This is a genomic window from Spartinivicinus marinus, assembly GCF_026309355.1.
In the GTDB taxonomy this organism is placed as follows: domain Bacteria; phylum Pseudomonadota; class Gammaproteobacteria; order Pseudomonadales; family Zooshikellaceae; genus Spartinivicinus; species Spartinivicinus marinus.
The window spans coordinates 4,190,969-4,205,373 of sequence record NZ_JAPJZK010000001.1; the positions used below are offsets into that span (position 1 = coordinate 4,190,969).

Genomic DNA, 14,405 nt, shown 5'->3' on the forward strand with positions numbered 1-14,405 from the left:
TTGTATAGCTGTTTAAAAAATAGCTTATTGGGGAGTCGTTTAGTTCAATGAAAGTAGTAGTCGTTGGTTTAGTGTCAGCCAGTTTATTATTAGCTGGCTGCCAGGAAAAAAAACAAGTTGTTGCCAAAGTAGCCGATGAAAATATCAGCAAAACTCAGTTTGAAGCTTATTTAAAGCATAAACATATCCCAACAACAGCAGAAAAGCGTGTTGAGGCTGCTTTAGATCAGTATCTGGAGCGTGAGGCTCTGGCGAAGGCTATTGAAGATAGTCAGTTTTTAGATAATGAGTTGACTGCGGCTGAATTAAACGAATTCCGTAAGCAAATGTTGATCAGCCGTTATTTTGAAAAATACCTTAATCAAACTGTAAGTGAAGATGCATTGCGTAATTATTACGCAGGTAACCCTGATCAATTTCAGAGCAAACGGGTGAATGTTGCTCATATTTTATTAAGGGTTCGCCCGAAAATGAGTGAACAGGAAATTGGTGTAGTAAAAACCAAAGCTTATGAAGCATATAGCAAGTTAAGGGCAAATGAAAACTTTGAGGAACTGGCTAAAAACTATTCAGAAGATCGGCTATCTGCTGAAAAAAATGGTGAGCTAGGCTGGATAAAAGAAGGAACTATTGATAGTGAATTTTCTAAGGTGGCTTTTAGTTTAAAAGAAGGTGAATTTTCCAAACCTATTCGTACTCCCTTTGGTTTTCACATTATAAAGCAGTTGCAAGCTCCCCAAGTTGTTAAGCAACCTTTTGAAGCAGTAAAAGGGGATATCCGTTATCAATTACGGGCACAAGCTAAACAAGCAGAGTATGAAAAACTGTTAAAACAAGTGAAAGTTGAAAAAATAGCCAGTAGCAAGGGTTGATTTGAGTATTTGATAAGGGCTTTATAATCCTTTCCTTATGTGAGGGTGTGGCAGAGGTACTTAAAGCAAAATCCCTTCTCCCCTGTGGGGGAGAAGGTTAGGATGAGGGGGCCCGCGTAGCGGTTACTTTAAGGTAATGATACCCTCATCCCGTTCCAGCTAGCGCTCTTATAAAAATTAAGGACGCTATCGCTCGCTATGCAGTAGCTAGTGAGCCCCTTTCCCAGAAGGAGAGGGAGCTAAAAATGACTTTTGCGACAGTCCCCAAGGAAGAGGTTGGATTATGCCATTGTTCTAATTCTTCCTTTTGCAATACTTTCCGTGATGAAGAGGGGACATATTTATGAGCCGCTCGGACACAGCAATATTAATATATAGCCAAAGCGAATGGTTTTTAGGGGCGGCCGTCAAGCGATGAAGCCCCATGAGTTTATGTTTTTATAAATGATTGGGGTGAAGAGCGACGACAACAAACCCTAAAAATCATTCGAGAAGGGTATAGTCTAGGTTATTCTACAATATGAAATATCTCATACCATTATTTTTCCCATTGTTACTATTACTGACTGCATGTGAAAAACAGCAGGCAGATAACGATCCTGTTTCTCTAAATCAAAATGAACATCAACATCAATCTACAGAAGAAGTTAATACGGCTGATGATGACCAAAAAATTGCCAAAGTAGGCGACTGGTTTATAACCCAACAAGAGTTGGATTTTGTCACTGAAAGAACCGTTGGTTCTAGTACGCTGGCAGTTATGTATGATCAGATTGGTGTAAAGCTATTAGAAAGTTTAGTCGTATCTAAAGCGATGGCTCAGCAAGCATCTGCAGCACTTTCTGTTGATGAAAAAACAGCTTTAGAGCTAAAAGTAAAGGCCTATCGAGAAGAGTTGTTGGTACGTCAATATTTGGCTGATAATGCTAAAGTTGAACCTGTTACTGATCAAATGATTCAAGACTACTACCAAAAACACCCTGAAAAATTCGGTGGTATTACAAGAAAACGTTATCGCTTAATTAAAACTATTAATTTACCAGCTAACAAACTAACAGAGGCGTCTGAACTATTTAGTGAGATAAGTCAAAATAGTAATTGGCAAGAGGCTGTTGCAGAGTTAAAGAAGCAAAATATAATTGCGAGTATCCAAACTGCTGAAGTCAATCCTGCATTGATTAGTGATGGGATAAAAAAATTATTAGAGGGTACGGCACAAGGTCAGTTGTCACCAGTAACAGTAGTAAACGGTAATTTGTATCGGCTGGAAGTAGTAGCTGAAATAAAAACACCAGCTAAAACATTGGTTGCCGTTAGTGATGAAATTAGAAAGATACTGGCACCATTGCAATTAAAGCAAGCAGTCAAGACAGCATCGGAAGAGGCTGTAAAAGATCTTAAAGTTGAATACTTATAGTTATACCCTTTGCGAATGATTTTTAGGGTTTGTTGTCGTCACTCATCACCCCAATCATTTATTTAAACATAAACTCATGGGGGCAAGTCTGAAACAGCAAGACTTGCGGTAGCTACTTTAATTTACATAAAAGAGCTACTGGAACTCTTCGCTTGACGGCCGCCCCTAAAAGTCATTCGCTTTGGCTATATTTAATTTTTTTTTTCGGGATTTGCAGGGGCAGTAGGAAATAGTTTGTTTGGTTAACTATAGGTTGTACAAGTTATTTCTTGCTGGCTTATGTGGTAAAGAAAAGGCAGTAATCAATGTTGTTAAAGCGGTTATTCAGTTTGGCAGCGGTCATATTTGGCCTTTCACAAATCCCTGCTTATGGGTTAAACCCCGATGGATTTGAACAAGGGATTCATACCGGCCATGTATTTGCCAGAGCCATCATAAAAGATGATGATGGATATCCTCTATGGGCTGAGTATAATCAAGCAGGAGGGCATTCGCGCATACCTGTTAGTGGAGTACGTGCATTTAAATCTCTAGTGATTGCTGGTGATGCCTATAGGTCTTATATTGAGCAGTATCAACAACTCAAACGTATTTATGAAGATCAAGTTGATTTATTAACCATTGATCAATACAACAGTTTCCGTGAAAATAACTCCCTTAACTCTGCATTAAATCAGCCTATTCAAAAGCTGCCTCAATTACCTGTTGATACAAAAGTAGTTGCTATACCAGGTTTACAACACCGTGCTACAACTGATGGTGAACAGTTAGCTATTAAATCGTTTCCAGTAGATCTGATTAAATATCCAGCAATTGAGGACAGCATTCAATCTTTATTAGTAGCGGAAGATGGTGAAATTCTTTATCAAAGCCAAAATCGGATTGGATATCTCACTGCATTTGGTACTAAAAAAGTTGGTGATGAAGTAGAAGATAGCTCAGAATATAAAGGAAATGCTTACAATGGAAAAATGCAGAACTTTTTTGCGCCTATTCCTGGGGTATCCATTGAAAGTATTACAGGTTATGTCAATGGTTTTGGTGTAACAGACGAAAATGGCCGCTATGCCAGTACTTATCGTTTATCTCCTTGTCCTGGATTTAACTATACGCCAACGATCTATTCACATATTCGTCTTTACTATAATAACTTTAACCCACGGGGCAAGCCAACAGTCCCTTATTATCTACAACGGCTGTCGGTTGATCGTTGTATGGGAATGGGAGCTTGGCCGCCAGGCTACGATCTAGCTGCCATTGCTGCATGGAATTACGTAAGAGGGTTGGTAATTGCTTCTCCTGAAAATGTACAGCGAATTGACATACCTGTTGGTGTGCATTTAATTAGTGGGCAGGTAGTTTTTAATAATGTAGAAATCACCGAAGATAAAACTACTTATAGTGCAGAGGCTAGCCCAGAAGTATTAATGCTACAACCAACTTTGGATTATGACGGTGATGGTACAGATGATATTGTGGAGCGTGGTAAGATTAATCCTGAAGATGGTCAATTTATTAAGGATGAAGCAGGCGATTTACAAGGTATTTCTTTATCTGGCTCACCTCGTAGTGATCATCAACCTAACTTTACCAAACTGATTGATACACAAGCCCATGCTACTCCTCAGGGTTTGTTAAAAACCATAAACAAGGAAGACTTAGCCAATACTGATATTTATGTGTTTCGTGAGTCTACAGGCGAATTAATAACTGAACGGGTTGGGCTCAGCGAAAATGAAGCTAATAGCTATGATACTGGTGTGAGTAAAAATAATAGCTTCTTCTATCAAATGATGGTGCGCAGTCCAGAAGATGTATTTAGTTTTAAGCGCCAAGCTTATGATGACTGGAGTGACTGGCAAGCCAAGAATAAAATGAATCCTGCTTTATTTGAACGTAAGGCAGATCATTTACGTACAGGTGAGCCCATTCGGGTAATCGCCATTAACCGGGCTACCGGTTATATCGGTACCGCATTAACCACCCTGGGAGGCACCCAAGCTGGAGGTAATATAACATCACCTGTACCCACCATTATACTATCACCGCCTAATTTAAAAGTATGGGCTACACGTCGTTACCAACCACAAGGGATTAAAGCCAATAGCGATGCGAAGCGTCATAATATCGGCAATGAAGGGACAGCCTTAACCAGTGACTATATTATTGAAGTACACACGGAATGGTTAGACAATGATGGACGGCCGCTGCCTGCCGAATTGGAAGGTCGTGGTTATACGGCACGTTTAGCCAAAATTGTGCAAGACCCCAGCAAAAGTAACGATCCATTAGCCGCTAGTCAAATTCATGAAATTGCAATAGACCCTGGCCGTCGTTTGCAGGTGGTCAAGTTTACCGAGGGAAATGCCGGTAACTTTCATTACTATTTTCAGGTTAATGGTAGCCCAATTGATCGGGAAAATGACTTTTCTAGCAACCCTGATCATGATGGGGTATTAAAATACCGCCCAAAAACCTATGTACCTTTACAAGTACAGCTTTATGATGAGAAAAATACACTTGTTCGAAAAGCCCATCTTAAAGCAATAGATAAAGAAGACGAGTTTGAGCCTATCTATCATTGGGTCTATCGTCCTGAGTTACAGTTCTCTGTTTATGATTTAGAAATAGACGCCATTCGCCGTAAAACGGGGGACGATAAAACCGTTAATATCTACGGGGAAAAAATACCCGTCATTAGTGGTAGTGACAATGCCTTAGAAGTGGCCTTCGATTTAATCAGCCCAGCCTTTAATCAACTGGAAACCATCGACGGCAAACGAGAGTTTGTCCTCGCCATGGGTGAGCAGGAATATGGCTTTGAAGTAAAACGAGAAGGCAGCGAACAAACCATTGTCTTTAACAATATCGAACACCTTTCTGAAATCGAACCTGAAGATTATCTAACCCTACGACTGTTTCTGAATAATGATGCCAGTAATATTTTGTGGGAGTATGCGTTTACCAATCTTGCTATTGGTAGCCCCATTGTTGGTAATGACCAAAACTGGCGAGAGGATGGTACTTATGTCGTCACCGCCGATGATCCGGTTGTACCTCTAGGGGCAGTGGTCATGGGGTATAATGCGGAAGGCAATGATCCCGCTACTATTGAATGGGAAGTAGACGGCGCAGGACGTATGGCTAAACCCGCTACTCAAAATGATACAGGTTATTTCCGTAATACACTCACGATGCCTCCAACCGCTGGTGCTAAAGGGATTGTGGCAGTTAAAACCCTAGGCTTAACGGAAGATACGGCCAAGTTCACTACAGTTGAAGTGCTCCCTGGTAAACCTCACCGCATTGAATATCAAGTAGAAAACAACGCCTTTATTGAGCAGGTGGGAGAAACCAAAGTTAAAGTGCGGGTGTTTGATAAACACGATAATATTGTCGCGGAACACACCCCGATTGACTGGTCAATTGCAGGTGATGTGTATATTACTGAGCAAGATAACAGTACGGATGAACGTGGTTATGCCACTGCCACGTTAAAAGGGAGTTTATTAGATGGCACCTTTGATTTAACAATTAAGTCTGGTGAGGCTGTTCGTACTGAGCCCATTACTATTCATCCAATCGATTTAGCGATTAAAGCGCCTAGCCTGGTTAGACCAAATGCACTGGAAACTATTGAAGTAACCGCCACCGGCTTAGGTAAAACCTTAGCCAATGTACCAATTTCCGTTATTAGTAATGTCGGACGATTAGTTAATAATGAGGTCATCACTAACAACCAAGGTAAAGCTTCTGTCTTATGGCATACTGGCTTTCAGTATAAAAAAGGCAAAGTAGTTGCTACCACAGGTATTACCTACTCTTCCAGCCAGGAAGTGACAGTGCAACCACTTGCTGTTAAAGCACATTTAAATGTTGGTAATGCAGTTATTGTGGGTGATCAAACAACCGATGCCACCTTTACACTCACTACCTTTACAAATAATCAGCTTGATCTTAGTTACCCTACCTCAACCACTATTACCTTAAAAGGTCAGCCGGGTGAGAAACTGCCGGTTAAATTAGGTAGCGAAGCAGAACCCGCCATTGCACCTGTGGCTGCTTTTTTAATGAATGAACGCTGGAGGGATCAGGTTAAAGATGAAACTGGGTTATTTGAAGCTGAATTGACCAACGTCGATTTAGTCAAAGACCACCCATTAAGTGCTGGCTTTAGTTATCGCTTTGGTGTTGTTGAAGGTGAAGACAACGTAGAAAGTAAACTGCTGGTGTCAGATGCTGAACACTTAGCCTTAAACCAAAATGTAGGCTTTCGTTTAGCGATTAAACCCACCGCGAACAGTGGTGAAATTGTTAAGTTAGGCGTTGGTCAAAAGCTGTTACTGACCAGTGAAGGCAAGCTACGCTATCAAGTCACCACCAGTAATGGTATTTATCACTTAACCAGCGATGTATTATCTCTAAATCAATGGGCTACTGTTGTTGCCCGTTATGAAAATAACCAACTGACCTTGCTGGTTAATGGTCAACGTTTTGAAACTCAAGCGGAAGGTGATATCAGCTACGGCAGTAGTCGTGCATTAGTGCTAGGTAAACGGTTTAAAGGGCAAATCAGTGGATTCCGTTGGTATAACTTAAATGCTCCTGCTTTGGCACAACTACCTAATGGCCAACAACAAATGGAAGTCACGATTGGTCAAAACGGTACGACTCAAATCGACATCAGCAGTACAGGGGTATTAAACCAACAACCCACTGGTAGCAACCTTAGATTAGTTAAAGTGGCTGTTGTTTCTAAGCAAGCCGAACAGTATTTAGGGGTGGTTTCCAGTCAATTATTTAGTGACACCTTAACTGCCAGCGCTAATATGCATGGGGCTACTGTCAATGCAGTGGGTTATAATAATACACCTGTCAATTTACCTTTAAGTTCAGTATTTACACCTGCTTATGCATTTTGGGATGTGGACTGGAAGTCTTGGGCAGAAACTGCCGTAGAGTGGGGTAAAGAAGCCTTATCTTGGGTTGTGCCCTATGAAGATATTGCCGAATTAGGTAAACAAATATACTACCTGGCAACTGACGATCCTAAATTTGAAGCTACCAAACTACTGACTGGGGCACTGGGAACAATTTCCATTATCCCCTTACCAGTCACCAAGCCCTTTAAATTGGTATCTAAAGGACTTAATAAACTATTTGATCGAATCGATCCCAACTCACCGTTTATCAAAGCATTAGCCGGAACGATTGGAAAACTTGCCAAACGTTGTTGGGATAAACGTAGTTTTGATGACTTACAAGATGTTGCTGCTTTTATGGCCTTTTTGGCTGATGCAATAGTGCTAATTGATGAGCATGAAGAAGAATTCAAGTCATTTATAGCTACTATCCAAAACAGTGAACACTTAATGGCTTGGATCGACTTATTTGCTATGTATACAGAAGGAGGATTTGAACAAGCATTGAGCTATCAGGGGGACACAAGCCAATTACATATGCCATGGTATATAAACATAATTGATACAGTGGTACCTAAAGCCTATGCAAGAACGGATGTAAAAGGTTTGAAGATACCAGTTAAACGCTTGCTTAAGAGATTCAGAATATTTGAAGCACTAAAAAAAGATTTGAATATTAGTGATCACATTATAGGTGATATTTTTGTTCAAATACGTGACTACTTAAAAAGCAAGGGTAGTATCAAGAGAAAATTAGAGATACGAAAAATATTCCTTAAGCCTCAATTTTGGAGAGCTGCATTTTTCATGAAAGCAGGGGTGGGTTCTGACCATATGATGAACTTACTAAAAGGATTTGAAGGACAAAGAATTTCGACCTATAAAATGATTGGTATAATTGCGTTTATTCAATACAAATTATTTAAAAATAAGCCTGTCAATGAGGAATTATTAAAAGGTATATATACATTAATGTCACGATCATATAGCTATAATAATGCAATACGCGACAAAGATAAAAGCAAACCTGGCGTTAAGCCTGCGGTAGGCAACTTTAATGATATTCCTGCCGCACAATTTCAACTCGCTGTTGTGGCAGGCTACCTCGCTTCTAATTTCAAGCTGATTGCGGTGGAGAAAAATAATAAATTAATTGCAAATGTATTTGGTAATGTAGAAGTAGAGCTAGATAGAGAAGTTGATATTATTGTAGAAGATAATGGAATCCAAAAATGGATCGAAGTAAAGTCTATGCTTATGTGTAGCTCCTTTAGCACCACCTGGAACTTTTTATATGTAAAGTTAACAAATGAATTCAATGAGTATGAAAAAAACAATAAGACAGGAAAAATAAAGGGAGTTGAGTGTAGCAAAACAGGAGGAAATACTTTAAGGCAGCTCACTTTAGATAGAACGTATGCTGGTTTAAATAACATTAAAGACAAAATAAAGTGGGTAGTTCAAGATTTTGAGTATACGCGAAAGAAAAAAAAGGGGAAAAAAGGAGAAGTAGAAACAGTATATGGTATTGATAAAAAAAATCTTCCTAACAAGGTAGAAGCCTTTATAACTTCACAGCCGAAAAAAATAAATATTACCGAGCAGTTTGGGGTTAAATATAAATCCAGCTACACTTCAGAAGCATGGGATGAGTATTTAAAAGTATCTGCGAAGTCAATTAACCCATTAAAAGCAAATAAACCAGAAGCAGCATGGCTTGAGATTTTTGAGTCACTAAAAGCAACAAGCTTGCCTAAGGAAGGAAAGAAAAATATTGCTAATGAGCTTGTAAATTTCATTCCTGTTCCGGAGTAGGTGGATAAAATGATTATTGTTGAACTTGAATATGAATTAAAAAGAACTAAAATTTTTAAATGTATTAGGTCTGCGTGGGAAAAACTGAGTGAGGGATTTAGCCAGGAAAGCCTGAATAATTTGTCAACTGTGTTATGTGAAAATCAAGAGTCGAATGAAAGGTTCTACTCATTGTTTTTATATGATGAAATAAGCTCTATACGAGCATTGAGTCATAAAAAGAAGTTTAACATTGAAATATATTGCATATCATACGAAAGTGTATTTTTATTGTTGGATATTTTAAAAACATCAAAAGCAAACAATTTTACTTTAGTTGCTTTTCACCCTGATGGCTGTGATGAATATACTGGATTCCATGAGCGTGAACGTTTTATTTGTGAAGATGGAAATGTTAGAAGTGAAAAGTTTTATCCTCAGCTGGAAGGTGAAAACTATACAGCTAATGAGTTTGAGTTAGCAAAGTCGTCAAAAGAAGGAAACTTTTCTGATGTAGAAAAGCTTTTTAAAAAAGGAGTTAACCCTAACATTATTGTTCATGGTTATACTGCATTTTTTCATGCAATAAAACACGGTCAGTATGATATAGTTAAGTTTTTTTTAGATAATGGCATTGACGTAAACACTGAACAACAAGATGTTTCTGGTAATACGGTAAATGGTTTGATAGTAGCTACAGAGTATGATCAAGAGAAAATTGTTAAACTGCTGTGCAAATATAATGCAAATGTAAATTATATTGATAATAATAAAAGAAACATTCTCTACCATATGCTTATAGGTAATAAGTTTAATTTGGCAGCTGATATTATAAAAAATGGAGCAGATGTAAACTCTGTTAGCAAATTTGGCGACCCTATAGCTGGATATGCAGTCTTGAAATTTGACTTAACTCGAAATTACCCTGAGCTGATAAAAGAAAGAAATAGTGTATTTAGATTAATGATAAGTAAAGGACTAGATATTACGACTAAACTAGATAAAAGCAATATATACTCGTATATAATTGACGCTTCTAATGATGGAGATATACATTTAGTTAAAATTTTATTGCAGCACAACGTCAATGTTAATGCATATAATAAAGAATTAGAAATTACAGCTCTAGACTGCGCATTAAGAAATGATGATGCTGATGAACAAGAATATAAAGAAATTGCTTGCATATTACGTGCTGCTGGAGCCAAAACCTACGAAGAACTAAAAGCCGATGGCAAAGTTTAACAACTATACTCAAGAAATAAAATAAGCAATTATGTCTAATTTATATGCAATGCTTAATGGCAACTTAAAAGTTGTTCAAGAGCTAGTACAGACAATATCATTTATAGCTAGTGGTTTCTCATGAGCTTGGCACCATTTGATTTCTTTTAATCAGGTGATAAAACATATGGCCCCTTGTTCGACTGTACGCTTCAGCATATAGTTACACATTTTTGCTAATACCCGATTGGTGGTAGTTTTTAGTGGTAATAAGACAGATGAAAAATAAACAGTTTTACCATCTATTGGGTGGTTTTTTAAGCTTAATGTTATTAGCTTCAATGACAGTTCACTCTAATAGTTTATCTTCTCCTCACAGTTCATCAAATTCTGATGAGGTAAAAGCCTCTGATTGCAACTCAGTGCCTTGTCATGCAGAAGTAATTAATACTGCGCCTGAAGACTTAGAAGTATTACCCCGGTTTGCACCTCAGCACCGAGTACGCCGAAGCGCTTTAATAGCAGATGCCAAGCCCTACCAAAACCAGTGTTTAGCTGCATTCGCGAATGGGGTTCAGTCTCATACGGCCGGACCAATTGAGTTTTGGTTAAATGCCCGGGTTACTGACCCTAGTTCAACCACACTACATGCTAGCTCGGTAACAGGAAGCGGCTGGTCAGTTTATTACAACTGTTATCATGGCTGGTGTAATGTCGACGGCCAACCATCAGTTTCTTTGCCACTAGCCGATTTTCAGTATTCATCCAGTGATTCCTATCAAAGGCTTTCAAATAGTGCAAAATATACCTTTAAACGAAATGACTACGGTGAAATTAATGCAACCTATTATAATGAGCTTTATTTTGAGCCAGCTAATGATATTGCACGGATTAAAAAGTTAACGGTTAATGGTAGTTCCAAACTTATTATGAAACCTGGTGATTACTGGGTAGAAAATCTTAGCTTTGGCTCAAGCAGTAAACTGGAAGTGAAAGGAGAAGGTACTGTAAGGCTATTTGTCAAAAATACCTTGAATGTTGGTTCTAAAGCATCGCTAAACTATTGGGGTAAGCCGGAAAATCTATTAATTATAGGCTGGGACTCCATTAACTTTTCCAGCGAGTCAGGAACCAGTGGCTTTGTTTATGCACGAGGCACTGTTCCAATTAATTTTAATAGTCATATTTATGGTGCTGTCGCTGCCAGTTATATTCGGGTAAAAACCAGTAGTGGCGTCCACTACCGAGCAAATGCTTTAAAAAATTTGGACTTTGGCAGTATTTGTGACTTAGACAACGATGGTATTTATGATGGTAAAGACTCTGATGTTGATGGTGATAATATAACCAATGATGATGAGATACTAGCAGGAAGTGACCCTTATAACCCCAATGATATACCACAAGATATGGATAATGATGGTGTTTTTGATGGAAAAGATAATGATATTGATGGGGATAATGTTACTAATGAGGATGAAATAGCAGCAGGTACCAATCCAAGAGATCCCAATGATTTTCCTGATAGCATAGTACCTATTATTGAGCTTACTGGGGCTACCGAGCGTACAGTTAATACATCCATCATAACGATTGCAGGCAAGGTGACAGATTCAGGTAGTGGGGTTAAATCAGTTTGGCTGGTAAAACATAATAACCATGACACCCAAATATACCCAGAACTGGATGAAAACGGTGTCTTTAACTTAGAGCTACCTCTTCAACCTGGACTTAATGAATTTACTTTATGGGCAAAAGATAATAAAGACAATCAATCTTCAGTGCAGTTAGCTTTTAGCTTTCAATCCATGCTTAAGCTGGGTAATATTTCCCCTGAATCTGGAAGTATTCTTAATAATAAAGAAGTAGGCATTACCGGTTATTTTGAAACCAGTATAACTGACTTAAACCAAATAACGGCACAATTAGCAGGCAAACAATTAGCATTAGTTACAGGTATAAAGCCAAATACAGTTCAATTCTCTACAACCTTACAATTAAATCATGGTTATAATGCCTTAGATCTCAATATTGTTACTGCAGCTCAAAGCATCAACCAGACTATAACTTATAAGTATCAGCCTGATGATTTAAGTGGTATTTTACCTCCTAAGATAAACCTGTTATCACCTGGAAAAAGCAGCTTTATCACAGACAATAAGGTTACTTTGTATGGTCGAATAACGAGTAAAGTTGGTGGTTTAACTGCAACATTAAACAGTAATGATCCTATTCAATTAACCAAAGTAACAGGTGATGAGTATTTATTTAGACAGCAGGTTACTGTCCCTGAACAGGAAAAAGTGGAATATCAATTACTTGTTACTGATGCGCTGGGCTTATCTAGTACTGAAATTATTACGTTGTTCCAAGATTTCACTGAACCAACGATTATTCTTCCTGCAACATTAAAGTCAGGTTCTTCAGTTAATATTGTGAATACGGAACGGTATTTATTAGCTGGAGAAGTCACTGATAATAATATCCGCAGCTTTACCATTAATGGCAATCCTGTTGCTTTATTACCAGCTGGGGATAACCGGTTTTTATTTGAATCTTTAATTCAGCTTCCAGCAAATGAGCCTTTTAGAGTTAGTTTGGAAGCAAAGGACGCCTCTGGCTATAAAGACAAGAAAACTATCCTTTTCAAAGCCAATAATCCGCTAAACATGCAGTGGGTGTCTCCTAGTTTTCCATATCAATGGATAATAGGAGAAACTGATCAGCTAACTGTTCTTGCCGCTGTAACTAATAGCAGCAACTCTGAAGAATATACCGCCCAACTAACTGACGCTAATGGTCAACAACGGTTGTTGGGTATTACTCAAGAAGGAGCATTGCTTTCAATTGCAATTCCTGAACTTGAAAATGTAGGCCAGTATCGATTAACTGTAACGGCAAAACACTCAAGCAATACAGTTATAGGTGAGTTAGTGGGGACTATTAATGCTGTTAGCCAAAGTGTAGCACCGCTATCTATAAGCCAGATTACACCTCAGAATGGTGCTAAACATATCGAACCAGATAGCTTTATAAGCTTACAGTTTAACCAGCCTATCAAGAATAAGGATATTAGTATTGAGGTTAGGCAAACAGCACATGGATTAACCTACATTAATACCAATAACCTGCATAAAAGTGATAAGGATGTACAATTTTTATTTGCCAAAGGTCAACAACTAAAGCGCGTCGATTTAGATCAGGCCCCTGTTAGTTATCAACCCAGTTCTTTACCAGGAAAACATGCTTTAGCTTTCTATAGTAAAGAAACCTTAAGCTACAATGCTCAGGTGTTTGTAACAGTAAAGTATAAAGGTGAAGAGCTTTATCGTAGTACTTTCTTTACCCGTTCACTCCCTACCTTTATTGAAGGTGGTGTTGTCAATGCAATAGGGAAAAGCCAGGCTGGTGTTGAAGTACTAATCAAAGAATTAGGTCGTAAAACCCTTACAAATAAGGATGGTGCCTTTGCTTTTGGTTTTGGTGATACTGCTACACTAGCTATTAAAGGTGGTCGTTATACACTTGTTGTAAACCCTAATCATAAAGTCCAAACTTTAGGTTCGGTTGATATACCTGTTAGCATTGAAGAGGGGCGAAGAAATCAACTTAAATTGTTACAAGTGCCTAGCTTACAACCTTCGATTCCTTATCAATATATTCCTTATGGAAAGTCGAAGATATCTTTGGCACAAGGAGCCCTAAACTTTGATCTTGGTAATGGTCAACTCATTTTCCCTGAAAATCAGGAACGACGTATTCATACTCAATTTGTTCCAGGCAATGGCATTGTCAGACCAATCCACCCGTTAACTGGTCCCAGCTGGGTATATCAGTTGCAGCCGGCAGGAATAACTGCAACAGGCCCTATAAAGATAGCTATGGATTTACCTAAGTTTCAAGGTAGTTACCAATATTTACCTGATACGGCAGAAGGTCCATACTATGTCATGTTGGTTGGTTATAATGATGAAAAAAATATTATCAGCCCAGTAGGTGTAGCTGAAATTAATCAACAAAAGCTAACGACATTGGAAAATAAGCCTGTGACTTTTGATCGACTAGATTATATTGGCTTTTACATGCCACCGGTTTCTAAACAAGCAGTTTTTAAGGAATATGTTAATGGCAATATTGGACTTGAACTTTTAATTGCCGAATTAAATGAGTAACTAA

5 protein-coding genes are annotated in these 14,405 nt (G+C 38.4%); all 5 read left to right on the forward strand.

Annotation, left to right across the window (positions count from 1 at the left end; all coding sequences use genetic code 11):
• The first annotated feature begins 47 nt into the window (after positions 1 to 47).
• The 5 genes from OQE68_RS18850 to OQE68_RS18870 all read left to right on the forward strand — a co-directional run bounded on the left by OQE68_RS18850 (position 48) and on the right by OQE68_RS18870 (position 14,401).
• A complete protein-coding gene (locus tag OQE68_RS18850; RefSeq protein ID WP_180567625.1) occupies positions 48 to 872 on the forward strand; it encodes a peptidylprolyl isomerase in 825 nt (274 codons plus the stop codon).
• Between the two features lie 520 nt (positions 873 to 1,392).
• Positions 1,393 to 2,289 carry a peptidyl-prolyl cis-trans isomerase gene (locus OQE68_RS18855; protein WP_180567626.1) on the forward strand — a complete coding sequence of 299 codons (897 nt, stop codon included), beginning with the start codon at positions 1,393 to 1,395 and terminating at the stop codon, positions 2,287 to 2,289.
• A gap of 305 nt (positions 2,290 to 2,594) precedes the next feature.
• Positions 2,595 to 9,026, forward strand: a complete 6,432-nt coding sequence (locus tag OQE68_RS18860; RefSeq protein ID WP_266195777.1) for a LamG-like jellyroll fold domain-containing protein — start codon at positions 2,595 to 2,597, stop codon at positions 9,024 to 9,026.
• Positions 9,027 to 9,035: 9 nt separating this feature from the next.
• Positions 9,036 to 10,250 carry an ankyrin repeat domain-containing protein gene (locus OQE68_RS18865; RefSeq protein ID WP_180567628.1) on the forward strand — a complete coding sequence of 405 codons (1,215 nt, stop codon included), beginning with the start codon at positions 9,036 to 9,038 and terminating at the stop codon, positions 10,248 to 10,250.
• 257 nt (positions 10,251 to 10,507) lie between these two features.
• Positions 10,508 to 14,401, forward strand: a complete 3,894-nt coding sequence (locus OQE68_RS18870) for a thrombospondin type 3 repeat-containing protein (protein ID WP_180567629.1) — start codon at positions 10,508 to 10,510, stop codon at positions 14,399 to 14,401.
• Positions 14,402 to 14,405: the final 4 nt, after the last annotated feature.

Bases quoted from the DNA above. Each gene is read 5' to 3' on its own strand.
- OQE68_RS18865 (WP_180567628.1), top strand. From the start codon at position 9,036: ATGATTATTGTTGAACTTGAATATGAATTAAAAAGAACTAAAATTTTT.
- OQE68_RS18870 (WP_180567629.1), top strand. From the start codon at position 10,508: ATGAAAAATAAACAGTTTTACCATCTATTGGGTGGTTTTTTAAGCTTA.
- OQE68_RS18850 (WP_180567625.1), top strand. From the start codon at position 48: ATGAAAGTAGTAGTCGTTGGTTTAGTGTCAGCCAGTTTATTATTAGCT.
- OQE68_RS18855 (WP_180567626.1), top strand. From the start codon at position 1,393: ATGAAATATCTCATACCATTATTTTTCCCATTGTTACTATTACTGACT.
- OQE68_RS18860 (WP_266195777.1), top strand. From the start codon at position 2,595: ATGTTGTTAAAGCGGTTATTCAGTTTGGCAGCGGTCATATTTGGCCTT.